This window comes from Streptomyces sp. CG 926 (assembly GCF_003148825.1).
Lineage (GTDB): Bacteria > Actinomycetota > Actinomycetes > Streptomycetales > Streptomycetaceae > Streptomyces.
Map to the genome: position 1 here is coordinate 44,590 of NZ_QGGZ01000013.1, position 25,103 is coordinate 69,692.

The window sequence follows — 25,103 nt, forward strand, 5'->3', positions numbered from 1 at the left end:
AGTAATGGTGGTGCCTTAGGCTGAACCCGACGAGGATCGAGGAGATCCGCCGCCGCGAGGAGACCGAGGACGCCTGCCCGATGCCGAAGCAACAACGCGGCGAAGCCACCGTCGAACAGGTCCTGGACGCGGCGCTGCACCTCTACGCGGCGTCCGGGGAGGCCGGTCTCAACCTCGGAACCATCACCGGGGCCAGCGGGGTCAGTTCCGGAAGCATCTACCACCACTTCGGCAGCCTCGACGGCGTGGTCGCCGCACTCGCGACACGCTCCCTGGAGGAGCTCCTGAAGGAGCTCGCCCCGGCGCTGCTGCAGGCGGCCGACGCCCGCTCCGGCATACGCGCCGTCGTACTGGCCTACCTGGACTTCGTACGGGACCGACCCGACGCGGCCCGCCTCATCCACTCCGTCACCGCGGATCGTCTGGGCATGGCGAACGCGCGCCGGATGCGTGATTCCCAGGAGGCCCGGCTGACACCGATCGCCCACTGGATCCGGGCCCACCAGGAATCGGGCGAACTCGCCGCGCTCTCCACGCCCTTGATCGAGTCCCTGGTCCTGGGACCGGTGGTCGCCGTGGTCCGGCGCTGGCTCACCGTGGGAGACGTCGACCTGGAGGAAGCCGCCCGTGAACTGCCCGACCACATCTGGCGTTCGGTCGGCGCCTGACCCGGCCGCCGTGGGACCTCACCACGCCGACGCCGCCCATCATCTCGCGCATCCCGCGCGGACCACACGTAGAGTGACGGAGCATTAGCCCCTGACCGGGATTCTCGCGGGTCCTGGTGGACCCTCTGGAACCCTTGGAAGGTGCCTGTGTCGGAAGCGGTGGAGTACGACGTGGTGGTCCTCGGTGGAGGGCCGGCCGGTGAGAACATCGTCGACCGGACCCGCGCCGCCGGGCTGAGCACGGCGCTCGTCGAGAGCGAACTGGTGGGCGGCGAGTGCTCGTACTGGGCGTGCGTCCCCAGCAAGGCACTGCTGCGCCCGGTGCTGGCCCGGGCCGACGCCCGCCGCGTGCGGGGTCTGGCCGACGCCGTCCAAGGGCCCCTGGACACGGCGGCGGTGCTCGCGCACCGCAACTACTGGACCGGTGACTGGAAGGACCAGGGCCAGATCGACTGGATCGACTCGATCGGTGCCCACGTGTACCGGGGTCACGGCAGGCTCTACGGGGTCCGCAAGGTCGCCGTCACCAGCCCCGAGGGCGAGCACCACATCCTGTCGGCCCGGCACGCGGTCGTCGTCGCCACCGGCACCCGGGCCGTGATCCCGGACCTTCCCGGGATCGCCGGGGCCCGCCCCTGGACCAGCCGTGAGGCGACCTCCGCGCAGGAGGCCCCCGGCCGGCTGCTGATCGTGGGCGGCTCGGTGGTGGCCGTCGAGATGGCCACCGCCTGGCAGGCCCTCGGCTCACAGGTCACCGTCCTCGCACGCGGCCCCGGGCTGCTGCCACGGATGGAGCCCTTCGCGGGCGAACTGGTGGCCGAGGCGCTGCGCGAGGCCGGGGCGGTGGTCCGGATCGGGGTGTCGGTGGAGGCCGTGGTACGGGACGGCTCGACCGGCCCCGTCAGCGTGGTCCTGGAAGGCGGCGAGACGCTGGAGGGCGACGAACTGCTGATGGCGACGGGGCGCGCGCCGCGGACCGAGGACATCGGACTGGACACCGTCGGGCTGCCGGTCGGTCGGTGGATCGATGTGGACGACACCTGCCGGGTGCCGGGGCACGACTGGCTGTATGCCGTCGGAGACGTCAACCATCGCGCGCTCCTCACTCATCAGGGCAAGTACCAGGCCCGGATCGCGGGCGCCGTGATCGCGGCCCGCGCCGCCGGCACCCCGCTGGACACCGCGCCGTGGGGCGCGCACACGCCGACCGCCGACACCCGCGCCCTCCCGCAGGCGGTGTTCACCGACCCGGAGGCCGCCGCCGTGGGCCTGACCCTGGCCGAGGCCGAACGGGCCGGGCACCGGGTGCGCGCCGTGGACTACGACATGTCCAAGGTCTCCGGCGCCGGTCTGTACGCCGACGGCTACAAGGGCCGGGCCCGCATGATCGTCGACCTCGACCGCGAGGTCCTCCTCGGGGCGACCTTCGTCGGCCCCGGCGCCGCGGAGCTGGTGCACGCGGCCACCGTCGCGGTCGTGGGTGAGGTCCCGATCCAGCGGCTGTGGCACGCGGTCCCGTCGTTCCCGACCATCAGCGAGGTCTGGCTGCGACTGCTGGAGACCTACCGGGGGTGAGCGCAGGCCCTCCGGGGGACCGGATACGGCCCGGCCGCGCCGCATGGCGCGGCCGGGCCGTTCTGTTGCGCCGTTCTGTTGCGCCGTGCGGATGGCGTGAAGTAGGCGTGCCACCTTGATCGAAATGAGGTTAGCCTTACCTTAATTCTTGCGACAACTCCTGTGCCTGAAAGGTGTCCCAGTGATGCGTGCTGCCTCCCTGCCCCGTACCGCCGCCCGCGCGGCCGTCGCCGCCTCCGCCGCCGTGGCGCTCGCCGTCGGCGCGGCCGGTTCCGCCTCGGCCGCCACCTCCACGCGTACGGTCACCGACGGCGCGACCACCTTCGACCTGAACCTCACCGCGCCCTCCGCCGCCGCGGCGACCGGTCAGAACGTCACGGTCACGGGCAGCGGTTACAACGCCGCCAAGGGCATCTACGTGAGCCTCTGCGCCGTCAGCGGCGCACCCGGCGCGAGCAAGCCCACCCCCTGCCTGGGCGGTTCGGACCAGTCGGGCACCACCGGCGCCTCGCACTGGATCAACAACACCTTCGGCGGAACTCTCGCCAACACCTCCAAGTTCGGTACGGGCGGCACCTTCAGCGTGACCATCCACGTGAAGGCCGACCTCGGCGGCGGCCAGATCTGCGGCGAAACCGTCGAGTGCGCCATCGTCACGCGCGCCGACCACTTCAACTCCTCGAACCGCAAGTACGACGTCCACGTCCCGGTGAACTTCAACTAGGCGCTGTCCTGTGGACCTTGACCCGACCCGTCGACGAGGAAGCCATGACACCCCGACACCCCCTCACCCCCGGTCGCGCCGGCGCCGCAACCGCCGCGCTGGCGCTCGTACTGGCCTCGGCCGCCACCGGAAGTCCCGTATCGGCAGCCGGGGGTGAGGGGGCCGACGCACCGCACGGCGCCGTCGTGTACCGGTCGGTGGCGCAGTTCGCCGCAGTGGGCAAGCCCCGTGACCTGATGCTGCACCCGGACTCGAAGAAGCTGTATGTCGGTTCGGACGATCTGCCCGAGACCGCCGACGTCGACGAGAGCGGGCTGCACGTCCTGGACCCCGCCGACGGCAAGGTGCGGAGCACCGTCGGCCAGGCACCGGGGCCCACCGGCACCCTCGGCCGGCGGGCGGTGCGGCAGCTCCTCGCGCCGCTGGCCGGTGACGGGGCGGTCTTCCTCTATCCCCTGCGCGGCATCGGTACCGCGAAGGACGGCGACGCCGCGGCGGCGGGCGCGTGGGTGCCGGGTGCGGCCGTCACCCACGCCACCGCCGGGCTCACCCCCTCGACGGTGCTGGTCGCGCAAGGCCCCGTACTGTCGGAGGTCGACATCGCCACGGCGGCGGTGAAGCGCTCCGTCACACTGGAGGGCGGTGACGGGTTCGCGGTCGACGCGGCGCGCGGCACCGTGTGGTTCACGGACATCGCCCACCGCCGGATGTACCGGATCGACGCCGCCTCCTTCCAGGTCACCGGGACCGTGGCACTCCCGGCCGGGGAGGGTTTCGGCGGGTTCACGGAGGTGGATCCGCAGACCGGCGCGGTGTGGGTCGGGCTCGACTCCTCCGTCGTCGTGCACGACGCGACCGGCAAGCGGCTCGGCACCCTCCGGGGCACGGGTACCGACATGCCCCGGGCTGCGGCTTTCGACGCCACCACGCACCAGGCGTACGTGGTGTGGCAGGACGCGGGGGACAGCTCGCAGCCGGGCAGCGACAACGACGGAACGCTCACCGTGCACCGCACCCGTGACCTCCAGGAGATCGTGGAGCCGGTCGTACTCCCTGGCATCCACGTGCAGTTGGGCAGCGCGGCCGTAGCCGTCGAGCCCGGCGGCGCGAGCGTTTTCGTATCGGACCCGGTGGCCGGCCGGATCACCCGGCTGGAACGGGCCACCTCCCCACGGGTCACCCGGAGCCCGGCGGACCGCTCGGTGGCGGCCGGGACCGAGGTCTCGCTGACGGCGGAGGCCGAGGGAATGCCTCGGCCCACCGTCGTCTGGCAGGTCAGTACGGACGCGGGCCGGACCTGGCAGGCCGTGGCCGGCGCCATCTCGCCGACGTACACCTTCACGGCGGCGCTCTCCGACAGCGGCCGGCGCTACCGGGCGGAGTTCGCCAATGACGCCGGTGCGGCCCGAACCGCCGTCGCCACGCTCACCGTCACCATCCCGGACCCCACCGCCGGCGGCAGCGGCGACGGCGGCCCCGCCACGAGCGGGGGCGCCGGGCACACCGACGGGACGGGCTCCACCGGCTCGGCCGGGAGCACGACGGGCGGCTCCGGCGGCGGCTCCGTTCCCGATGGCGGCTCCGGCGGCGGCTCCGGCGGCGCTTCCGGTACCCCGGGCACCGTCGGCGGCGGTTCGACCGGAGCCACGGTCGGGGGCGGCGACCCCACCACACCCGGCGATGGTGCGCTCGCCTCCACCGGCGTCGCCGTGGCCACCCTCGCCGGGAGCGCCGTCGTCCTCACGACCGCCGGCGCGGTACTGCTGCGCCGCACCCGCACCCGCACCCGGCTCCGCCCCGCAACACCGTCCGACGGTCGGTGACCCGGTCGGCGGGGGTCGGTGGTGGTTCGGCGTGTTGAATGGGTGTCAGCCCCACTGTCTTGACCGGAGACGAAGGAGACACCGCACGTGATCGTGATCGCCCACCTCAGCGACGTCCATCTCGACGGTGACCGGCGCGCTGCCGACCGCACCCGTGCCGTCATGGAGTATCTCGACTCCCTTCCCCACGACTTGGACGCCGTACTCGTCAGCGGGGACATAGCCGACCACGCCACGGACGCCGAGTACGAGGAGGCCGCGAAGCTGTTGCGCTCGCGCCACCCGCTGGTCGTCTGCCCCGGCAACCACGACGAGCGGGCCGCCTTCCGGCGCGGCCTGCTGGGGGAGACGTCCCCCTCCACCGAGCCCGTCAACCAGGTGCTGCGCGGCGAGGGCTTCGTCCTCGCCGTCTGCGACTCGTCCGTTCCCGGTGAGCACCACGGACACCTGGAGGAGTCCACCCTGGCCTGGCTGGACGGCGTACTGACCGAGACCGCGCCGGAGATCCCGGTGCTGGTCGCCTTCCACCACCCGCCGGTGTCGCTGCACACCCCGTACGTGGACGAGATCCGCCAGTTCGGTGAGGAGCGACTCGCCGCCCTCGCCGAGCGCCACCCGCACCTGACCGCTTTCCTGTGCGGGCACGCGCACACCGCCGCGGCCACCACGTTCGCCGGTCGGCCGCTGTTGGTCGCGCCCGGGGTGGTCTCCACGCTCCGGCTGCCCTGGGAGCCGCGGACCGGGGCCGACGAGCACGTGCACCTCGACGAGCCGCCGGCCGTCGCCTTCCACGTGATCGGTGACGACGGCCGACTGACGACCCACTACAGGGTGGTCGCCGCCCGTCGGTAGGCACGGCCGTCACGGGTCCGGGTGAGCCGGCCCGAGGTGATCAGATAGCGCCGCAACGCCGAGCAGTCCTCGTGAACGGTCCGCAGCGCGTCGTTCACCTCGGGCTCCGTGTACTCCCGGTCCGCCGTGAACAGGGTCTCCGCGAGGTGGGCCAGCAACTGCTCGCGCCGGGCGACCTTGCGCGGGATCACGGTGAGGCGGCCGCCGGAGAAGAGATCGGAGACGTCCCGGCGCGGCGGGCGCGGGGCGGCGGACTGCGAGGGTTGGTGCTCGGTGCTGTGAGACATGTCGGCGAGCTTCGCCCGTTCGCACGCGCGGGGGCAACGCATTTTCCGCACGGCGGCGAACGACCGCACCCGCGGTTAAAAGTGACGGTCGTTCATCTTACTGAGTGGTAGTCCCGCCAGTACCCTCCCCGTGACCGGTTCCTTGCCCCCACGGAGGAGCACGTATGCGACGTCCCACCGCTCGCCTGAGAACCGCCGTTGCCGCCGGGCTGATCGCCCTCGGTGCCGCCCTGCTCTCCCCCCCTCGCCCCCGCGGTCGCGGCCACCCCCGCCGACGATCCGATACCGCTCCCGATCGCCGACTACTGCGGCGGCCAGTGCTCCGACATCCTGCCGCCCGGCCAGAACGGCAACGCGACGCTCACCCAGATCCTGCTGCACAAGGCCTTCGGCACCATGCCCGCCCACGCTTCCGACCAACTGGTGCGCTACGACTTCCTGGTGGCCGGATATCCCGGATTCACCGACGCCAAGGTAAACGACTTCTTCAATGTGTTCTAGCCAGGACTTCCGGCCCGTTAGGGCTCGGAAGGTAAACGACTTCTTCAATGTGTTCTAGCCATGACTTCCGGCCCGTTAGGGCTCGGGAGGAATGGCTTCTTTGGGCTGCTCTGACGTCCGCGTTACAGCGGGCGTTTTTGCTGCTCGTGTACTCCGTGATGACGGACATCGAGGCTGTCGGCGGAGGTCGCGAAGTACGAGAGGGACCAGAAGTGCTCGCCCCACGGGTACTTGCGGATGTGGTCGGCGTACTCCTTGCAGAGGTAGTGGGCGGATGGATACTCCCATGAGCGATCCGACCAGCGTCGACGACTAGGCCGTCTCTTTCGAATCTTGCCGGGCCCGCGATGCCCGGCACCGCACCTGGCCGCGTTGTCGAGGCGACCGAGTACGTCCAGTACACGGGCGCCCCTCCGCCTTGCCGGGCACGGCACCGGACGCCGAGGGCTCAGCCGACACGATCCGAAAGAGACGGCCTAGACCTGCAGCGGGTATTGAATGAGAGGTGGACGTGATCGCGCTCGCCGTTGCACTCGCGCAGCTCGGCATTGTCCTTCTCGCAGACCTTCCGCCTGATCTCTTCGCAGCGCGTCAGGAGCACGTCGGTGAAGACTCAGCGCCGGGTACCTTCGGGACGAAGACCAGATGGGCGTGAAGGGTGTGGACGACGCTTCGACCCCCTGCGTATATCGGGGCTCGATTCCCCCCTTGGTGACACAGACACGATGCTACGGTGATATGCATGAAGATCGTCGTGCAGGTTCGCCTCATGCCGACGCCCGAGGTGGCGTCGGCGCTCGAGTGCACCCTGCGCGCGGCGAACGATGCAGCGAACTGGCTGTCCGGACAGGCGCATGAGCGGGGTGAGTTCTCCCGCAAGGCGCTGCAGGGCTTCGCCTACCGCGACCTGAAAGACCGGGGACTGTCGGCGCAGCCCGCGCTGCACGTACTGCGGAAGGTCGCCGACGCGTACACCACCTTGCGGGCGAACATCCGCAACGGGAACCTCGGCAAGGGAGGCTCGAAGCGCCGCGCCAAGGCGGAGGCCCAGCCGATCGGCTTCCGGCCGGCCGCGGCCCAGCCGTACGACGACCGGTGCTTGAGCTGGCGGGTGGACGAGCGGACCGTCAGCATCTGGACTACCGCAGGACGTATCCGGGGCGTACGGTTCATCTGCTCTGAGCAGGCCCGCAAGCTGCTGTCCGATCACCGCAAGGGCGAGACCGACCTGGTCCACCGTGACGGCATGTGGTTCCTCATCGCCACGTGCGAGGTCCCCGAGGCCGAGCAGTACGAGCCGGCCGATTTCCTCGGCGTAGACCTGGGCATCGTCAACATCGCCACCACCTCGGACGGGAAGATCCACGCCGGACGCAAGCTGAACCGCTACCGCAAGCGTCAGCTTGCCCTGCGGGCGAAGCTCCAGAAGAAGGGCACCCGGTCCGCCAAGCGGGTCCTCAAGCGGCAGCGCCGCAAGGAGCAGCGCAAGGCGACCGAGGCCAACCACATCATCTCCAAGCGCATCGTGATCGAGGCTGAACGCACCGGGCGCGGAATCGGCATGGAAGACCTTGCCGGTATCCGCACCCGGGTACGGCTCCGTAAGCCCCAACGGGTCGCGCTGCACTCCTGGGCTTTCGCCCAGCTCGGACAGTTCGTGGAGTACAAGGCCCGCAGGGCCGGTGTCCCCATGCTGTTCGTCGACCCCGCGTACACCTCCCGCATGTGCGCGGAGTGCGGATGCACAGACAAGCTGAACCGTGTCTCTCAGGGACGGTTCGCGTGCCGGTCGTGCGGATTCGTTGATCACGCCGACCGCAATGCCTCCCGCAACATCCGCGCCCGTGCGTGGCAGTTGTGGCGGAGCGGGGCGGAGTCACACGCCCCTGCACCCGCTCAGGGTGCTGGACGGAGGAGACCACCCAGCAGCCAGTTGGGCTCTACCTCCAAACCTGGCCCTTCAGGGCCGGGTAGTTGACCAACGCCTCCTTCGGAGTCCCAGCCGAGCAGGTCGAATCGACCACCAGCGCACGCCCGACGTCACCATCACCCGCGACAAGAAGACCGGCGCCCCCACATCAAGGGCACCACCCGCTACGGAACCTCCCGCGGCGCGGGCTACGCCGCAGCCTAGGACCGCCTATGGCAGATGGACCTCTTCCGGCACGTCGGCCGCGGGGACCTGACCCCCTTCGCCAGCGACGCCCTCGCCAACCAGGGCCTGGAGCAGCAGTTCTGGCCGTGGGCCCCGTACACCGAGGCCCACCTGTAGGCCCAGGTGGACCGCATCCGCAACACCGAGGGCGAGCGAGGCGCTTCACCATGGAGGACGCCCAAGCGCACGTGGACGGCATCAACCTCTACCGCACCCATTCCAGAACGGCCGCTATTTCCCGGGCGAGTACGTTCTCACCGGGCACATCGACTCGATCACCAACGACGGTGAGATCAAGCCCTTCAAGATCACCGACCTGATCGCCCTCGCCTCCGTCGTCGGCGGCCTGTTCGGCGGTGGAGGCGGCGAGGTTCAGGCAGCCCTGTCCCTGCTGGCCGCCCAACGGAGGTACGGACTGGTCGAGCGGCCGCCCCGTGGCCGTCTTCGGGCCGCAACCGGCCACCTCGCCCCCCAACTCCTCATCCTGCAGGAGCTCCAGGGCCTCGGCATCAGCGCCTGCGGCGAACACCCGCAGTCCATCGGGCTGCACTACTGCATCAGTTGGAACAACAAGCAGGCCAAGGACTACGGGGCGGCTGGTTTCGGGATGGGCGCCGTGCACCGCGGCGACCTCGGCCTCGATCAGCAGCGGCCACCAGGCGTCTATGATCCGGACGGCGTCCGCGTGCGCGTACGTCTTCGAACCCTGGGCGGTCTCCATGCGCTGGGTCCCGCTCGCCTGCCAGGCGGCCAGCTTGTCGATCGCCGCGCTAACCGCCGCATCGGTGACGGGTGCACTGCGCAGGACGGCGAGCAGCTCGGGCAGCAGGTTCTAGGCGCGCAGGTCGGTGACCGCGGCCTCGGCCATGGCGCCGGTCAGCTTGGCCCGGGTCACCCCGCCCGCCGCCACCAGCGCTTTGACTCGGCGGTCGAGGATTCAGGCCCGGCCTCGGGGCCCCTCTACGACGCCCTGCGCGCCTCCCTGACCGTGGAGGAGGCGCCCAACGCGGGCCACGGGCCCACCGGTTCGCACGCCGGGTCGGCCTTCCAGTACGGCTGGTGGAGCTACGCCGACGAGGACCTGCGCATGGTGCTCGGGCGGCCGGTCGTCGATCCGCCGTCCCAGGTCCATTGCGGGGGCGGCTCGCTCACCGCGTGCCGGGACCTATCAGCAGGTGACGGAGTTCGCCGCGCACCGCTGACGGTACGAGCCGTACGAAAGGCTTGAGGCGCACGACGGCCCGTCGGTTCCCGGAACGCTCCGGGAACCGACGGGCCGGGGCCGCTCGGACGGCTCAGGGACCGACGGTGATCTGCTGCGCCGGGTCGGTGGTGTCCGTGACCTTGTACACCGCGTTGAAGATGGACGTGGTCGCGCTCGTCGGGCAGCCGAACCCGCCGGTGACCGTGACCGGAACCGAGACGTTCGTGAAGGTCAGGGTCGAGGGCGACCCGTTGGTCCAGGTACCGCCGGCGTTCGCCGGGGCGGTGGGTGCGGCGGTGACCGTGCAGGAGGCGAGCCCGCTCGTCTGGACCACCAGACCGCCGACCGGCAGGCCCAGGGTGGTGGTGATCGGGGCGCCGTTCTGCATCGACACCGTCCAGGCACCGCTGGTGGTGACCGTGGGCGTCACTCCCCACATGCTGGACGTGCAGGAGCTGTAGGTGGGCGCCGAGATCGGCGAGGACACCGCCCCGGCCGGGTTGGTGTTGCCGGGGGCTGCCGGCACGCTGCCGGTGGCGACGGAGGCCGTACAGGTCACGGTGACCGAACCGGCCTTGAAGGTGGCCTTCCCGCTGAGGGTGGCCCGGAACGCGTGCCCGGCCGGGGTGACGGTGGTCGACCCGGCCAGCGGTAAGGGGGCGGCGGAGGCGGTGACCGAGGCGAGCGTGATGGCTCCGGCGACGGCCGTCCCGAGGGCGAGCGCGGTGCGCGTACGGCTCATGGCTGTGCTCCTTGGGGATCGTGGTGCGGGGTGGGGGGAGAGGGTGCGGCCGCGGCGGACTCCGCCTTCGGGGCACTGCGGGCGCCCCGGGCGACGTGCGGCTGCCAGGCGAACATCAGGCCGCCGCCGAGGATGCCGAGGAGCGTGCCGATCAGGAATCCGCCGAGGTTCGACAGGACCAGAGCGGCGGTGGCGATCAGGGTGGTGAGGACACCCGCGAGGGAACGCTGTGGGGGAGAGAACCACGCGGTGAGCCCGAGCACGATCATCACGATGCCCATCAGGACGGACGGGATACCCGCCACCCCCTGCTGGAGCATGATCTTCAGCGGTGCCAGCGGCAGGACGCAGATCCATGACCCGGCCAGGATCGCGAACAGCCCGCCCCAGAAAGGTCTGCTGCGCCGCCACCGCTGCCAGCGCCGCCGTAGGTTCAGAAGCATTCCTTCTTGCCCTTGCTGACGTTCATGCTCAGGCCGGAGAGCTTGAAGGTGCCGGCGTTCGTCGCCCACGCCGTCTGCCGGAGGTCGGTGATGCTGACCGTGTCGGCCTGCTGGGCGAAGAGGTCCTGCATCCCTTGGGCCTCGGCGGGACCCTTGTCGAGGGTGGAGGCGTCCCGCCCGATCTCGATGTTGCTGAAGACGGCGTCGCCCGAGAGCTGGGTGGCGTCGACGAAGAGGTTGCTCGCCTCGACGGGGGACTTGTCCCCGGCGGTGAGGTTGAGCGAGATGTCCCCGATCACCGGGAGCGAGGTGACCACGGACTGGCAGAGGCTGTGGAGCTTGGCCTCCCTGATGGCGGTGACTGCCACCGGGATGAGCTCCTGGCGGGCGTTGACGTCCACGCTGCCGTACTGGGCGAAGCCCTCGCCCTCGAGGCTGCTCGCCGACACCTTGAACTGCTGTCCCGACACGGCGAACGAGGCGGCGAGCACGCCCTGCGCGAGGGCGATACCGAGGCCGGCGGTCACGGCGACGGCGGGGAGGGTCAGGACGGCGAACCGGCGCCAGCGGACGCGGCCGGAAGTATCTTCGGACGGGTCGGAGGCGCCGGACGGGTCGGATAAATGGGGAGAACCGGTCATGAGAACGTCCCTTATTTCGGCTGTGCACCGTTGTTACCGACGAGTTGAATGTAAGAGTGCCAATGGGGGTTGGCAAGGTTGTGCGAGCGCACCCTTTGAGCCGACTCCTACTGCTCCGTACGCAGGAGTTCGGCGACCTCCGCGTCCACCCGCCGGGCCATCGCCCGCGCGAACTCCGAGGTCACCACCTCACCGGCCACCGGCCGCAGAGCCGCCACCGCCGCCGTGATGTGCTGAAGTTGTGTGGCCGAAAGCCGTTCCAGCCCCTCCAGCCCTGCCGGACCGGCCGCGTCGATCACGTAGCGCCGGAACAGCCCCACGAACCGGTCGGCGACCGCGGCGGCCTGCGCCTGTACGAACTCCCCGGCGTCCAGGATCTCCGCGAGCGGCACGCCCTGCCGTACCAGCGTCAGCGTGGCTTCCAGCAGCCGACGGTTCGGGTAGGTGACCAGATCCCCGTCGATCGTCACGTAGCCCAGCTCGGCCGCGCGCCGGGTGTCCTCGGCGGTCGCGGTCGGACCGAACAGCTCCCGCAACTCGCGCCGGGACAGCGTCACCGGCTCCTCCTGGACCCAGTCGCGGGTCATCTCCCGTTCCAGACCCAGCAGTTGGGACAGGCCGCCGCCTTCCTCCCAGGCCTGCAGCAGCTCGGCGATGCCGTTGACCGTGTAGCCGCGGCCCAGCAGGTCGTCGATGAGCCGCAGCCGGGTCAGGTGATCGTCGGAGTACCAGGCGATCCGGCCCTCCCGGCGCGGCGGTGGCAGCAGCCCGCGCTCCTGGTAGTAGCGCAGGTTGCGCACCTTGACGCCGGCCGCCCTCGCCACGTCCTCCCGGCGGTAGCGCCCGCCACCGCCGCCCGTGCCGCCGCTTCCGTCGCTTCCGCCACCGTTCCCGTTCTCCACCTGGCTGCTCACGCGCCAGAGTGTAGGTCGTACCGGCAGGTCACATGGGGCGCGGACGATCCTGCTTGACCGCGCGCAGGACCACGAACTTCGGCTCGCTCGCGACGACTTCGCTGTTGCCGAAGAGCCGGCGCAGGTGGGTGTGGTAGCCCATGTGCCGGTTGGCGACGATCCACAGCTCGCCACCCGGGCGCAGCACCTTGCGCGACTGCGCGAACATCCGCAGCGCCGTCGCGTCCGTCGTGGCCTGGTGGGAGTGGAAGGGCGGGTTGCTCAGCACCAGATCGACGGAGCCGGGGGAGAGCATCGCGACGCCGTCGCCGACGTGGAACTCGGCGGTGCGCCGGCCCTCGCGGATGTTCGCCCGGTAGGTCTCCCGCGCGGAAGCGACCGCCTGGTAGGACTCGTCGGTGAACACGACCTCCGCGTCCGGGTCGTGGGCCTGGACGGCCGTGCCGACGACGCCGTTGCCGCAGCCGAGGTCGACGACCCGGGCGCCGTCGGTGTTGGTCGGCAGGTTCTGCAGGAAGAAACGGGTGCCGACGTCGAGCCGATCGGCGCAGAAGATCCCGGCGTGGTTGACGACGGACAGACCGGAGGCCGATCCGGCGTCCTCGTCCACCGTGTACGTCAGCGGCCACGGCCCGGTGGAGGTGGGGCGGGTCGCCCCGGGGGTCCCCGGCGTGCAGAAGATCAGCCGGGCCTTCTTCTCCGCGAGCGAGGTCTTCGTAGGGCCGAGGATCTTCTCGAAGAGGCGCAGCGTGGAGGTGTGGATCTCCTTGACCATGCCGGTGCCGACGACGACGGTGCCCGCGTGCACGTGCGGAGCGAGCCGGTACAGCTGGTCCTCCAGCAGCGCCAGGCTCTTGGGTACGCGCACCAGCAGGACGTCGATCCGCTCGGGCGGCGGGTCCTGGGTGGTCAGCAGGGTCACCGTCGACTTGGCCGTCCCGATGCCGGCCCGGTCCAGGTTCGCTGCGGTGGCGGCGCGGGTGAGGGCGGAGTCGGTGATCTGCGTCGGGCGGTGCGCGGCGAGCGCCGTCGTCAGCGTTCCCCAGCGGTCCCCGAGCACGGTGATCCGGCCGGCGGCGGCGGTCAGGTCCACCGGTCCCCGCTCACCGGTACCGGAGTCGAGGTGGCGCAGCAGGTACTCGTCCGCCGCGTCCCAGGCACGGAGCCGGTCGCGCGGGTCCTCGGGGAAGCGGGTGAGCTCGTAGGAGCCGAAGGGTGTGGTGAGGCGGTTCATATGGGCCCCAGGCTATCCGAGCCGGAGGCCCGACCCCGCATGCGCGGGGCCGGTCGGCGCGCTACTCGGGGAACTCGCCCGCCATGGCGGCCGCCATCCGCAGATACGGGCGGGCCTCGGCGGCCCGACCCAGCCGCTCCAGGGTGCGACCGAGCATCAGCTGTGCGTAGTCCTCGACGGGCCAGCGGTCCAGGATGGCGCGCAGCTCGCGCTCGGCGCGGGAGAGCTGGGCCGAGTGGTAGTAGGCGCGGGCCAGCAGCAGCCGGGGTGCCAGCTGCTCGGGGGCCTCGCCGGCGAGGGTCTCCAGGACGCGGGCGGCCGTCGCGTACTCCTTCGCGTCGAAGAAGAGCTGGGCGCGGGCCCAGCGCTCGGCGGCCGTCCCGTGCCCGAGGTACGTCGTCGGCGCGTCCACCGCGCTCTTCGGGTCCATCGGGTCCATCGCGTCCCTTCCTCCGTTCAGGTGATCTGTCCGCTGCCTCCAACACGCCTTGGTCATGGAACATTCCGCTCTCCGCCGCCACCGGCTCGGGGCTAGGTTGTGCACATGAGCAATCTCGATCGTCAGCCCGCTCTTTCCGCCTGCGGCGGCCGCGGCTTCGTCGTGGCCGAACCGGTGCGCGAGCTCCTCAGCCCGCGCACGGTCAAGCTCGGGGAGTCCACCGAGGTCCGCCGACTCCTGCCGAACCTGGGCCGCCGCATGGTGGGCGCCTGGTGCTTCGTGGACCACTACGGCCCGGACGACATCGCCGACGAGCCCGGTATGCAGGTCGCGCCGCACCCGCACTCGGGGCTCCAGACGGTGAGCTGGCTGCACGAGGGCGAGGTGCTGCACCGCGACAGCGTCGGCAGCCTGGAGACGATCCGCCCCCGGGAACTGGGCCTGATGACCTCCGGCCGCGGCATCAGCCACTCGGAGGAGAGCCCGCGTTCGCACGCCCGCTTCCTGCACGGCGCCCAGCTGTGGGTGGCCCTGCCGGACGCCCACCGCGACGTGGAACCGCACTTCCAGCACCACGCCGACCTCCCGACGGTCACGGCCCCGGGCCTGACGGCCACGGTCATCCTGGGCACCCTGGACACGGCGACCTCGCCGGGCACGGCGTACAGCCCGATCGTGGGCGCGGACCTGACCCTGGCGGCGGGCACGGAAACCCGCCTCCCGCTGGACCCGGACTTCGAGTACGCGGTCCTGTCGATGTCGGGCGAGGCCCACGTGGACGGCGTCCCGGTCCTCCCGGGCTCGATGCTCTACCTGGGCTGCGGCCGCACGGAACTCCCCCTGCGGGCGACCTCGGACGCGGGCCTGATGCTCCTGGGCGGCGAACCGTTCGAGGAGGAGATCGTGATGTTCTGGAACTGGATCGGACGGTCACACGATGATATCGCGCAGGCCCGCGAAGACTGGATGAACGGGTCCCGCTACGGCGAGGTCAAGGGCTACGACGGCCCTCCGATTCCGTCCCCCGCCCTCCCCCCGACCCACCTGAAGCCCAGGGGAAGGGTGCGTTGACCTGCTGTTTTATATGGATCCTGGCTGGGTGCGGTACTCGTGCCCAGCCTTCCGTTTTTGGTGTCGGAGAACAGGGCGGCGGGCGCGGCGCATCAGCCGCAGGTGCGAGTGGTGGAGTCTCATGTGTCGCAGCCTGTAATCAACTCTGGTCGGACGAATGCTGACCTTTTGCTGACTTTACTGACGAGTAGTTAGATCGGACGGGTTGTGTCGAGCAGCCTCGCCTGCAAGGGCTAGTGGCGGCAGTCTCTGCGCTGTCGGCTCCTGCGACCTGGACGGCCGACCTGGCCGAGATGTGCGTGATCCATCACTGAAGTGCATCCATGGCGGCGCGGACGACCTTGTGCACAAGTGACAACCCCTTGCTGGTGCGACCCTGCACCAAAGGGCCTCGGGTCCGTGTGAGTGCTCGTGGCCACTGTTTCCCGGGGGCGGCTCTCTGCGCCCGCGATCTCCGGGCCGTGCGCGGAGGTGTACGGGTCGCCGGCCTCCGGCTCAACGGCCCGGCCTAGAGATATCGGTTCCCCCTCAAGCTCCTGCGGGCAGCCTGTCGCGGTCCGCGCGGTTCCCGCCCGAGCGGCGCGTGCGCAGGGAGTCCGCGGGATGGATTCTGCCCCTGGATGGTGGTCAGGGTGGCGAACGGCGGCAAAGGTGACTGGCCCGCTGCGGCTTCGCGTGATGCGTATGTGCCCGTGCGGGCCGCCGAGGCGGTGGCCGTGACGGCCACGTGGCCGAACGCGCCGATGGGCCAGAGGTGTTCAGTCGCATGATCACACTTCGAGAGCGGCGCGGCGGTAGTGGATCTTACGAACCCTTTACATATGTTTGCGGCGATTTGCCCGACATATGAACGTGTGTTCGCTCCGTGTTCGGAAAGGTTCGTGCCTCGCATGACACGTATCGCCGTATCCCGCACGATCGCCGCGCTCGCAGTGGCCGTCGCCGCTGCCGCCACCTGCGCGGTCACCGTCCCCCACGCCCCGGCCTTCGCCTTCGTGCGCGCCTTTGACGACCCGCCGCCCGCCGAGGAGCCGTGCCCCGGCGGCGAGCCCAAGCCGTGCGCGGCCTCCTCGGAGGACCGGAAGGAGGTCGAGGACCAGAAGGAGCAGGTGGAGAAGGACGAGGCGAAAGCGAAGGAGGACATCGCCGCTGCCAAGGACCAGGCCACGAAGTGCGCTCCCACCTCGAAGGAGTGCATGAGCGACCTCGCCGGCGACGGCAAGGAGCAGAAGGAGGGCATGACCAAGGCGCAGGAGCAGCTGGACGCGGTCCACCCCGCGCCCGCGGACAACGCGGCCACCGTCATGGACGGCGCGTGCCAAGCGTTCGCCGCCGAACTGCCCCCCGCGCTGACCTCCGCCGCCGACCCTGCCGAACTGACGCGCGTCTGCGAGCTGATGAACCCGTGACGACAATGAACCGCCCGATCCGCGCCCTGGGCGCCGCCGCCGTCGTCATCGCACTCACCACTCCGGCCACCTCCGCCGCCGCTGCGGCCACCGACCCCGGCCGGACTGCGTCCGCCGCGCAGGCCTTCAACGGCGACAAGCCGCTGACCTCCGTCAAGGAAGTGAGCGACTACTGCGCCGCGCACGCCGGGGACTGCCGTTTCAAGGTCGACCGGGTGGCGTCCAGCGAGTACCACACGACCGTGAAATCGCTGGGCAACGCGGTCGTCAACTGCACCAAGGAAGACATCAAGGTCACCCGGCAGGTCTCCCTCCAGATCTCCGCCTCTGACAACCTCGGCGGGGAGATCACAGGCCAGATCACCCTCGAGGGCCAGCTGAACGCCACCGGCTCGGTCACCGCCGGCGTGAGCGGCGAGGCCGGCGGCACCTTCAAGACCCCGGACCAGTCCAAGGGCCCGAGCGCCGAGGCCACCGCGAAGGGCGGCGCCAACGGCAGCGGCACCATCGGCGGCTCCGCCACTCTGCGGGCTGCCTTCGAGGGCGCCTTCAAGCTGTCGTACTCCAAGTCCTGGAACACCCAGCAGACCGAGTCCACCTCCTACGAGGTCATCGTGAAGCCTGGTGACGCCCTCATGTTCGGCGCCAGCGCCGCGATGCAGCGCGTCGCCGGAAGCGTTGCCACCGGCAGCGGACTCGGCGTGCGCAACGTCTTCGTCGACGGCCCCTCCAGCGTCAACACCACCACCTTCGTCGCCGACACCTTCACCGTCCCCGGCAACACCTGCCTCAAGCTGCGCCCCGCAGGCAAGACCGGCCTGGAGGACACCACCACCACACCCCCCGCCGCCACCCGGGCCGCCGCCGCACCGGCCACCACACAGCTGCCCAAGGGGTCCCGCTTCAAGCAGCGTGTCGAACTCGACGGGAAGCCCTCATGACCGCCCACGAGCCGTCACATGCCGACGCCGCCGAGCCCGTACGCGTCCCCGCCCCGGAAGGCCCGTCCGTGAGAAGACGCTCCCGCGCCCTGCGCCGCCCGGCCGTCGCCGCCCTGTGCCTCGGCCTGGTCGCCCTCCCGGCGGGACCGGCGTTCGCCGGGCGCGCCACACCGGAGCCCGTCGAAGTCATCAACGGCGACCTGGCGCTGCCGGCGTTCACCGGAACCGCCCTGAACAATGCCAACGTCAGCGGCTGGTCGGTGGGTTCGACCTCGGCGAACAACGGCGCCGGAACCGCCACGGGCGTGTACCGCTTCTCGGGCGAGGCTTCAGGGCATCCGGACAAGAAGGTCGCGGTGATGCTGCGCCAGAACGCTGCCGCCCACCAGTTCAAGCAGCGGCTGCGGGGAGTGCGCCCCGGCGCGAGGGTCACCGTCACCTTCGACGACAGCCCCGCCGTCTCCATCTACTGCCCCGCGCGCACCGTCGAGCAGGGGCAGACCTACACGGTCCAGGGCGAGGGCGGCACCGTGCAGGAAGAGCTGACCGAGCCCGATCCGGACAAGGAGTACAACGTCCTCGGCTCCGGTGTCTGGCGCACGGGGCGGACCTACACCTTCACCGCCGACCAGTACGAGCCCCTGCTGACCTTCGCCTCCACCGTCCCCGCCACAGGGTGGGGAGCCGGAAACGGCACCGGCACCAACAACGGCAACTGCGGCGCGATGATCGCCGACATCAAGGCGGTCCAGGTCGCGCCCCCGCTGGACAAGACGGTCCGCAGCAACGAGCTCCCGCCCTCCCTCGCGTTCAAGGGCAACGACAAGGTCACCGTCGCCCAGGCCGTCACCGAGTGCAACAGGGCTGCCGCCCAGTGCGCGTTCACCCCCGAGGCGGACTACTCCTTCGCCTACTACGAGCCGGCCCGGCAGACGGGTGAGGGATACATCAACTGCACCCGCGCCACCCTCGACCGCGAACGCCCCCTGAAGTTCTCCGCCCGCTCGATCGGCGACCTGCCCGCCGCCGCGGGACTGCCCCCGGCGAGCACGGCCGCCACACCGTCGAACATGAACAACCAGTTCACCACCGGCTCCGGCAGCAGCCCCGCCTGGAGCCCCACCGCCCAACGCACCGTCAAGGAGAAGATCAGCCCCGGCGAAGTCTCCTGGATCGAGACCCAGACCGGACGCCAGCGCACCGAAGGCTGGTTCACCTCCAACCCCACCCCCGCAGACCCCCACCAGGACTGGCGCCTCTACACGGTCCTGGACTACCCCTCCCCCCAGCTCGCCGACCGCTTCTACCAGCGCACCGGCCCCCTCACCGCCGCCGAGCAGGCACGCTGCCGCTCCAACCGCCCCTCCGCCGAAACCCCCAACGACGCCGGCTCCCCGGCAGCCGGAGCCGACCGTGACTGACACCACCCCCACACCCCCACGCACGCAGCCGAACGCAGAGCGGGCCGTGTCGCCCCGTCGCACCCGGCGGCCCGTCCTGAACGCCTTGGCCGCGCTCGGTGCGCTGGGTGTATTCCTGGCCCCCACCGCCCCGGCCACCGCAGCGCCCCAGCCGTCACCCCGCCAGGCCGCGGTGACCGACTGGGACACCCTCGGCTGGGGGGATGACACCTACGGCCAGGCCACCATCCCCACCGCAGCCCAGAAGGGTGCGAGCGCGGTCGCCGTGGGCGCCTTCCACTCGCTGGCCGTCAGGGACGGCAAGGTGCTCGCCTGGGGCAGCAACCTCTACCAGCAGACCGACGTACCCGCCACGCTCTCCTCCGGCGTCACCGCCGTCTCCGGCGGCTACCTGCACTCCCTCGCCCTGAAGAACGAGGCGGTCGTGGCGTGGGGCAGCGACCGCTACGACGCCACGACGGTCCCACCCGCCGCGAAGACCGACGTCACCGCCGTCGCCGCAGGCCAGTACTTCTCCCTGGCCCTCAAGCACGGAGCGGTCCTCGCCTGGGGCGACGACCGCTACAAGCAGACCGAACTCCCCACTGAGACCCACTCCGGCATCACCGCGATCGCCGCAGGCGCGTACCACGGCCTCGCCCTCACGGACGAGGGCAAGGTCCTCGCCTGGGGCGACAACCGCAAGAAACAGACCGATATCCCCGCCCCGGTCACCAACGGCGTCGCCACCGCGATCGCCGCCGGCCGCGACTTCTCCGTCGCCGTCGTGGGCGGCCGCGCCTACGCCTGGGGCACCGGCATCGCGAACCAGAACGTGCCCGCACTCGCCCAGTCCAAGGTCACCCAGGTGGCCGCCGGCAACGGCCACATCGTGGCCCTGCGCGACGATGGCCGGGCCATCGAATGGAAAGCCCACACCACCGCCCTGAGCACCGCCCCCGCCACCGCCAACACCAAGGTCCTGTCCATCGCGGCAGGCGCCCACCACTCCCTCGCCCTCCGCGGAGACCCACCCGCCACACCGTGACCGTGTGACCCGCAGCCGCCTGCCCGCACCCCCGGACCGGACAGGCGGCCGCTCCACGCCCAGGTCTGTCCAGGCTTCGGCGATCGTGGCGCGAACCCCCGGACCCCGCGAACACCGTGCAGTTCGAACAACGCTTCCCGCCGGCTGGAGCGTAGGCGTGGACACCCGCGGGGCCTCGCGGTCGATGAGGCTGAGAGGTATGGGTTGCTGGACATCGCGGGAGTTCCCACTGCCCGCACCGGCCGGGTCGTGCGTCTCTGGTCGGTGACCTCGCCTTCCGGGCAGACTCCGGAGCGACGTGACCGTCTCGGTCGAAGCCGTCGAAGAGGTCCGGCCTGAGCGGCGGCAGACCTACTGGACGACCAGTTGATCGGGCAGCTGGTCGACCGGGCCCGAGCGGGCGGTCTGCAGCTGACCGGCGAGGGCGGCCTGCTTCAGCAGCTGCGTTCGGCCCAAGACCGTGCTGACCGGCGTCGGTCGGGTCGAGATCGAGGACCCGCGCGGCCGCGAGGGCGGCTTCGAGCCGCAAATAGGAGGGGCGCGCCATTTTCTTGGCAGACCTTCACCAAGCACCGGACACCGAGGGCTGACCTGCGAGTGACGGCGACTGAGCCGACGGCCGTTTCGCCATCGCCTCGCGGTGCGAGCTGCTGCCTGGCTTGACGGGCGCGCCCCTACAAGGCGTGGCCCCGCGGGGGGCGGTCCTCGGCGCGGTCGGGCCGTGTGTTCCGTGCGTCCGCCGGTCCGGTCCCGCCCCGGTGCAGGCGCCCCCTGGCCACGTCTGGTGCCGGGCAACTGGAGGGACGGGCTGGGGTATTCAGTCCTGCCTGGTGATGGTGATGGTTTTGATGGTGATGTCGTTGAGGGGCACGTCACGGGGGCCGGTGTCGGTTTTGGCGATCTTGTCGACGGTTTCCTGGCCCTCGGTCACCTCGCCGAAGATGGTGTGGCGCTGGTTCAGGTGGGGTGTGGGGGCGACTGTGATGAAGAACTGGCTGCCGTTGGTGCCGGGGCCCGCGTTGGCCATGGCCAGGAGGTACTTCCGGTCGAAGGCGAAGCCGGGTGCGAACTCGTCCTCGAACCTGTAGCCGGGTCCGCCGGTGCCGGTGCCCAGGGGGTCTCCGCCCTGGATCATGAAGCCGTCGATGACCCGGTGGAAGACCGTTCCGTCGTACAGGGGGTCAGTGCTCTTCCGGCCGGTTTCCGGGTGGGTCCATTCGCGGGTTCCTTCGGCGAGCCCGACGAAGTTGGCCACCGTCTTGGGTGCGGCCTCGGGGAAGAGCCGCACGACGATGTCACCGAGCGTGGTGCGCAGGGTCGCTGACAGGGTCTCAGCCATGAACGGGGTCTCTCCTCTTGTATGCCGTGCTGACGCGGTGTCCGGTGGGCCGGGACCCGCGGTGGAGTGGAGACGCGGAGACCGAAAACCTGCATCCGGAAGGAGTCGCAAGGCGTTGGGATGCCGGTGGTCGGCCGGCAGCCAAAGGTAACCCAGGCGAGCGAATCTGTAGCGTTTGGTAGCGGTTCGTTCCGTCGGATTTCAGGAGTTCGGCGTACGGGGGCGAAAGGGTCCCGCGGAGTGGCTGCCGTCCGAGGGTTTCTCCCACTGCACCTATGCGGCGACCTGTGTGGGAACCAAACGGGCCGGCTTACGGCCACCGTCGCGGTCCGCCCGATGCGCGAGCGCTGCAGATGATTGGCTTGCGGCCGTAACTGCTGGCCCAGACGGTCTGCCTCAAAAGCCAGGCGGATTCTCCTGGTTCCTTGGCCTCCTCGACCACACGGCACCTGCCTTCGCCCTGCTGGCCGCTCTCATGGCTCAGCCGGACGCTGGGGTGAAGTTCATCCTGCACGCGGATGACCCCGACCTGGTGGGTGAGAACAGTGAGCTGAACCGAATTTGCGTCGATGCGCTGACTCAAATACGCGAGGCCTCAGCCCTGCATGCTCCTGTGATCGTCCTGACCGAGGGCGGCACGGACGTGGTAATTCTGGAGCCCGCCCTCTCGCTGCTCTACCCGCATCTGACAGACCTCGTACGCTTCATGTACGCCAATAATGCACAAGGTGGAGCAGGCTCCCTCGTCAGCGTGACGACCGGACGTTCCGGAGGCTGGTGGCGGAGGGGAAGACCAAAGCGGCCACGGATTTCTGCATTGGCTGGGCGTCGGACACCTCCAACGCCCATTTCGGGGACTGGATGAAGGCACTGGACGAGGTCACCGCCATCAACCAGAAGCAATTCGACCTCGCGGTCCGGGAAGGCCGCGGGGCGCTCACGACGCGGGTGCCCGCGGCCGTCGCGACACTGCTACTGACGGCCGGATTCACCGCGCTCGGGCTTCGGCGCCGGCTGGCGGAATTCGGCTGAGGAACGGCCTGCACCCCCGACGTGTGTTCACCGGGCCGGGGTGCAGGACCAGCTGCCCCCTGCCGGACCGCAATCCATCAATGCTTCGTCAAGGGGCTGTCAGAGCCCTTGAGAGCTCAGACGCAAGCCAGTTGGATGGATGACGTGAACACCGGCTCGCGCTACGACGACCGGCCGCCGAATCAGGTGGCGCCGGGGAAGCACCCTGTTCACCTGCCGCTGAGCTAGCGCCCGTCGGGCCGAGGGGCGGACTTCCCCGGGGCCCGCAATCAACTTCACCGCATGGCTGTGGTCCGGCTTCCAGGGCCTCGCGCCGCCATGCCCTTCTTCAGGAACCACTCATGCCTTCCTTCCTGTCCGGCCGGACCGTCATGGTCACCGGCGCCACCACCGGCATCGGCTACGAGACCGCCCGCCTGCTCGCCGAATCCGGCGCCACCGTGCTGCTGCACGGCCGCACACTTCGGTCAGGTCGGTGATGTGGACGCCGTCGGGTTCGAGGATCAGGGCATGGGCGTCTAGGACGAGTGCCGCAGGCAGCAGGCAACGCAGCGTGCTGCCGACGAGGTTGCCACCGACCGTGGCCGTCCTGCGCACGGCTCCGGTTCCCACCCCGGCTGCGGCCTTGCGCAGTACTTCGGGCACCCGCTCGTCGATTCGGTTCAGTACCACGGCCGAGCCCAAGGTTTCGGGCCCGATCTCATTCGCTTCCGGGAGATCGCGTAGCGACATGGCGTGGGCGGGGAAGCCGTCCCGCTGCCAGGTGGCCCACACCAGGGTGGCGCCGCCCACCGGCACCGCTCCCTCAGTCATGCACTCCTGTGCTTCGGACATGGACGTGGGTGAGCGCAGCATCGCGACAGCCGACCTGCTTCCCGGTGACTTGACGGTGGGTACGTGGCGTTCCGGCCAAAGGCCTTCGGCAGGCGCATTTTGGCCGTAAGTAGATGGGCGCGTACAGGGCGCACACCACTTCCGTGGTGCGCTCCTTCATGCTTCAACTGAAGACGCTGGTGCTGAGGGCCTGTTCTGCCGCATTCGCCGTTCTCGTCGGCTCGCCGTCGCAGCCTTCATCAGCAGTTCAGGATCGTAGGCCGGTGCACCAGCGTGTCGACCTAACTGTCCGTGCTGTGGCAGGCGGCGGGGCGACCAACACCGGCGCCTACGCTCGAGGGACAGCTGGCGGCTGAGCAGGAAGATCTGGAGTGTCAGGGGCGCCAGAACGGATGGCTCCGCAGCTGAAACCGGCGGCTGCCCACCCCCTGGGGTGTCGGGGGGCTCAGTCCGTGCCGACATGGGCAGCGCGGATCAGGTCCGGCGCCTCAGCCGCACTCTGGGGCAATATGCCGGCGACCGCCACGGTTCCCCGGGGCCATGCCATTTCCAATCCGCGCCTGGCCCCCGCCACGCCGTGAGAGTAGCTGCTACTTGTGGCTAGCCCGGAGGCAAGAAGGCCCCTCCGGCCAGGTGGACGGAGGGGCTTCGAGTGGGCAGGGGCTACTGGCGCCAGCGGTTCTGACCTGGTCCCTTGCACGTGTAGGTCTTCCCGTTGGCTGTGCCTACCGCTCCTGCCGGCGAGCAGAACGACCCGGGGTTCACGGTCTTCGCACCGCCGCCGGTCGACCCGCCCGAGGTCGAAGAGTCGTCATCTCCCGTTGAGGTACCGGGACGCTTGTAGTCCGGATCGTTCGCCGGGATCTGGTAGGTGGTGCCCTTCGCCGCCGGGCACTTCTTCACCAGAGATGCGTCACTCCACTTGCCCAGGTCCAGACGGACCGTCGTGGTCGACGTGACCTTGCCATCCTTGCCCGGGTCCTGGAAACAGACGTGCCATTCCTCCCCGTCCTTCGCGGCCTGCTCCGCAGTCGGTGTGTCCGTGTCCAGGTAGACGTCCTCCAGCTTCACCCGGTCCAGCGGCACACCCGCCGCCTTGAGATCCGCCATCGCCTTGTTGTACGTGGCGCCCACCACGTCCGGCATCACCGGCCACGGCAGCGCACCACCGTCCTCCTTCGGACACGGCTCGCCCTCCTTCACTACGGAGAAATCGACGCCCTTCTTCCCGTCGGCCAGGTCGGAGACCTTCTGGAAACAGACAGTCCAGTTCGCTGCCAGGACGACCCCGCGGGACTCGCTTGAGGCATCACGATTGCCGACCGTGTACCCGGCCGCCTCGGCGCCCTTGCGTGCCTCGCTCAGAGCCTTGCCCGTGTAGTCCGACAGCTGCGGCGCTGCCGCCGGTGCGGGCGTCTCCGGTACCTTTGACACGGAGGTTGCCGCGGGCGTCGCCGCAGCCTTCGCGTCGTCCTTCTTCTTCACCGGGTGCGCGATGCCCGCCACGATCAGGCAGAGCAGCAGGGTGCCGACCGTTGCGGCGATGCGCTGCCACACCCTCCAGGGATGCCTCAACCCACCTGTGCTGATCCAGATCATGGCTATGGACGCGAACATGAAGAGGATGCCCAGCGCTTCGACGATCGCAATGATGACGGCCGCCGCGCCAATGAATGCGAGGCGGGCTCCCGAGGTCTGCCACCAGGGGCGTAGCGGAGGCGGAGGGGTGTACGGATATGGCGGCTGGCCGTAGGCCACTGCAGACTCCTCGGTGACAGAAAGCATCGCTTGACTGCCGGATAGTAGCGAGGACGGCGAGCGAGTTCT

23 protein-coding genes and 5 pseudogenes are annotated in these 25,103 nt (G+C 70.2%); 16 read left to right on the top strand and 12 right to left on the bottom strand.

Features of this window, described 5'->3' with window-relative positions; genetic code table 11:
- Positions 1-80 precede the first annotated feature (80 nt).
- The 5 genes from BCL76_RS30385 to BCL76_RS30405 all read left to right on the top strand — a co-directional run bounded on the left by BCL76_RS30385 (position 81) and on the right by BCL76_RS30405 (position 5,642).
- A complete protein-coding gene (locus tag BCL76_RS30385) occupies positions 81-668 on the top strand; it encodes a TetR/AcrR family transcriptional regulator (protein WP_109782567.1) in 588 nt (195 codons plus the stop codon).
- A 147-nt stretch (positions 669-815) separates the two neighbouring features.
- Complete coding sequence (locus tag BCL76_RS30390) at positions 816-2,243, top strand: dihydrolipoyl dehydrogenase family protein (RefSeq protein ID WP_109782568.1); 1,428 nt, start codon at positions 816-818, stop codon at positions 2,241-2,243.
- Positions 2,244-2,427: 184 nt separating this feature from the next.
- Positions 2,428-2,967, top strand: coding sequence for a hypothetical protein (locus BCL76_RS30395; protein WP_109782569.1), 540 nt, complete (start codon positions 2,428-2,430; stop codon positions 2,965-2,967).
- Between the two features lie 17 nt (positions 2,968-2,984).
- Entirely contained in the window at positions 2,985-4,790 is a 1,806-nt protein-coding gene (locus BCL76_RS30400) for a hypothetical protein (RefSeq protein WP_146228445.1), read from the top strand.
- An 87-nt stretch (positions 4,791-4,877) separates the two neighbouring features.
- Positions 4,878-5,642, top strand: a complete 765-nt coding sequence (locus tag BCL76_RS30405) for a metallophosphoesterase (RefSeq protein WP_109782571.1) — start codon at positions 4,878-4,880, stop codon at positions 5,640-5,642.
- Here the strand turns inward: BCL76_RS30405 and BCL76_RS30410 are convergent.
- Positions 5,615-5,929, bottom strand: a complete 315-nt coding sequence (locus tag BCL76_RS30410; protein ID WP_109782735.1) for a DUF2087 domain-containing protein — start codon at positions 5,927-5,929, stop codon at positions 5,615-5,617. The two genes, BCL76_RS30405 and BCL76_RS30410, sit on opposite strands and share 28 nt — an antisense overlap.
- Before the next feature lie 222 nt (positions 5,930-6,151).
- On the opposite strand from BCL76_RS30410, the gene BCL76_RS30415 reads away from it, so the two are divergent.
- On the top strand, positions 6,152-6,430 hold the full coding sequence (locus tag BCL76_RS30415) for a hypothetical protein (RefSeq protein ID WP_109782572.1): 279 nt from the start codon (positions 6,152-6,154) through the stop codon (positions 6,428-6,430).
- A gap of 448 nt (positions 6,431-6,878) precedes the next feature.
- Here the strand turns inward: BCL76_RS30415 and BCL76_RS40545 are convergent, their stop codons facing one another.
- The gene (locus tag BCL76_RS40545) at positions 6,879-7,031 is read right to left on the bottom strand and encodes a transposase (RefSeq protein ID WP_375137983.1); all 153 of its coding nucleotides are present in this window, start codon (positions 7,029-7,031) and stop codon (positions 6,879-6,881) included.
- Positions 7,032-7,172: 141 nt separating this feature from the next.
- Here BCL76_RS40545 and BCL76_RS30430 point away from each other — a divergent pair, with 141 nt between their 5' ends.
- Both BCL76_RS30430 and BCL76_RS30435 read left to right on the top strand, forming a co-directional pair.
- The gene (locus tag BCL76_RS30430; protein WP_109782573.1) at positions 7,173-8,408 is read left to right on the top strand and encodes an RNA-guided endonuclease InsQ/TnpB family protein; all 1,236 of its coding nucleotides are present in this window, start codon (positions 7,173-7,175) and stop codon (positions 8,406-8,408) included.
- A 2-nt stretch (positions 8,409-8,410) separates the two neighbouring features.
- Positions 8,411-9,009, top strand: a pseudogene (locus tag BCL76_RS30435) (penicillin acylase family protein); the annotation flags it as partial.
- Between the two features lie 207 nt (positions 9,010-9,216).
- On the opposite strand, the pseudogene BCL76_RS40045 reads toward BCL76_RS30435, so the two are convergent.
- From BCL76_RS40045 to BCL76_RS30465, 7 genes and pseudogenes are all read right to left on the bottom strand, one after another.
- Positions 9,217-9,522, bottom strand: a pseudogene (locus BCL76_RS40045) (penicillin acylase family protein); the annotation flags it as partial.
- A 358-nt stretch (positions 9,523-9,880) separates the two neighbouring features.
- On the bottom strand, positions 9,881-10,531 hold the full coding sequence (locus BCL76_RS30440) for a hypothetical protein (protein ID WP_109782574.1): 651 nt from the start codon (positions 10,529-10,531) through the stop codon (positions 9,881-9,883).
- A complete protein-coding gene (locus BCL76_RS30445) occupies positions 10,528-10,974 on the bottom strand; it encodes a DUF6114 domain-containing protein (protein WP_109782575.1) in 447 nt (148 codons plus the stop codon). The genes BCL76_RS30440 and BCL76_RS30445 overlap by 4 nt, the downstream gene beginning before the upstream one ends.
- Positions 10,965-11,615: a DUF6230 family protein gene (locus BCL76_RS30450; RefSeq protein ID WP_109782576.1), complete on the bottom strand. Its 651-nt coding sequence runs from the start codon at positions 11,613-11,615 to the stop codon at positions 10,965-10,967. The genes BCL76_RS30445 and BCL76_RS30450 overlap by 10 nt, the downstream gene beginning before the upstream one ends.
- Positions 11,616-11,722: 107 nt before the next feature.
- Positions 11,723-12,529 (bottom strand): MerR family transcriptional regulator, encoded by an 807-nt coding sequence (locus tag BCL76_RS30455; protein ID WP_258309983.1) that lies wholly within the window; start codon positions 12,527-12,529, stop codon positions 11,723-11,725.
- A 28-nt stretch (positions 12,530-12,557) separates the two neighbouring features.
- The gene (locus tag BCL76_RS30460; protein ID WP_109782577.1) at positions 12,558-13,763 is read right to left on the bottom strand and encodes a methyltransferase; all 1,206 of its coding nucleotides are present in this window, start codon (positions 13,761-13,763) and stop codon (positions 12,558-12,560) included.
- A gap of 61 nt (positions 13,764-13,824) precedes the next feature.
- Positions 13,825-14,202 (bottom strand): tetratricopeptide repeat protein, encoded by a 378-nt coding sequence (locus tag BCL76_RS30465; protein ID WP_258309984.1) that lies wholly within the window; start codon positions 14,200-14,202, stop codon positions 13,825-13,827.
- Positions 14,203-14,307: 105 nt separating this feature from the next.
- Here BCL76_RS30465 and BCL76_RS30470 point away from each other — a divergent pair, with 105 nt between their 5' ends.
- The 6 genes and pseudogenes from BCL76_RS30470 to BCL76_RS40050 all read left to right on the top strand — a co-directional run.
- A complete protein-coding gene (locus BCL76_RS30470) occupies positions 14,308-15,273 on the top strand; it encodes a pirin family protein (protein ID WP_109782578.1) in 966 nt (321 codons plus the stop codon).
- An 890-nt stretch (positions 15,274-16,163) separates the two neighbouring features.
- A complete protein-coding gene (locus tag BCL76_RS30475) occupies positions 16,164-16,682 on the top strand; it encodes a hypothetical protein (protein WP_109782579.1) in 519 nt (172 codons plus the stop codon).
- On the top strand, positions 16,679-17,623 hold the full coding sequence (locus tag BCL76_RS30480; protein ID WP_146228446.1) for a hypothetical protein: 945 nt from the start codon (positions 16,679-16,681) through the stop codon (positions 17,621-17,623). The genes BCL76_RS30475 and BCL76_RS30480 overlap by 4 nt, the downstream gene beginning before the upstream one ends.
- Positions 17,620-19,044 (top strand): hypothetical protein, encoded by a 1,425-nt coding sequence (locus BCL76_RS30485; RefSeq protein WP_109782581.1) that lies wholly within the window; start codon positions 17,620-17,622, stop codon positions 19,042-19,044. The genes BCL76_RS30480 and BCL76_RS30485 overlap by 4 nt, the downstream gene beginning before the upstream one ends.
- Positions 19,037-20,071 carry an RCC1 domain-containing protein gene (locus BCL76_RS30490; RefSeq protein WP_109782582.1) on the top strand — a complete coding sequence of 345 codons (1,035 nt, stop codon included), beginning with the start codon at positions 19,037-19,039 and terminating at the stop codon, positions 20,069-20,071. Before BCL76_RS30485 ends, BCL76_RS30490 begins: the two co-directional genes overlap by 8 nt.
- A 354-nt stretch (positions 20,072-20,425) precedes the next feature.
- Positions 20,426-20,603, top strand: a pseudogene (locus BCL76_RS40050) (IS256 family transposase); the annotation flags it as partial.
- A 285-nt stretch (positions 20,604-20,888) separates the two neighbouring features.
- Here BCL76_RS40050 and BCL76_RS30500 read toward each other — a convergent pair.
- Positions 20,889-21,410, bottom strand: a complete 522-nt coding sequence (locus BCL76_RS30500) for a peptidylprolyl isomerase (RefSeq protein WP_109782583.1) — start codon at positions 21,408-21,410, stop codon at positions 20,889-20,891.
- Positions 21,411-22,187: 777 nt separating this feature from the next.
- Between BCL76_RS30500 and BCL76_RS30505 the strand changes: the two genes are divergently transcribed.
- Both BCL76_RS30505 and BCL76_RS30510 read left to right on the top strand, forming a co-directional pair.
- The gene (locus tag BCL76_RS30505) at positions 22,188-22,442 is read left to right on the top strand and encodes a hypothetical protein (RefSeq protein WP_109782584.1); all 255 of its coding nucleotides are present in this window, start codon (positions 22,188-22,190) and stop codon (positions 22,440-22,442) included.
- A 341-nt stretch (positions 22,443-22,783) separates the two neighbouring features.
- A pseudogene (locus BCL76_RS30510) lies at positions 22,784-22,903 on the top strand (SDR family NAD(P)-dependent oxidoreductase); the annotation flags it as partial.
- On the opposite strand, the pseudogene BCL76_RS30515 reads toward BCL76_RS30510, so the two are convergent.
- Positions 22,875-23,297, bottom strand: a pseudogene (locus BCL76_RS30515) (FAD binding domain-containing protein); the annotation flags it as partial. The pseudogenes BCL76_RS30510 and BCL76_RS30515 sit on opposite strands and share 29 nt — an antisense overlap.
- 642 nt (positions 23,298-23,939) lie before the next feature.
- Positions 23,940-25,061, bottom strand: coding sequence for a PASTA domain-containing protein (locus BCL76_RS30520; protein WP_109782585.1), 1,122 nt, complete (start codon positions 25,059-25,061; stop codon positions 23,940-23,942).
- Between the last annotated feature and the right edge of the window lie 42 nt (positions 25,062-25,103).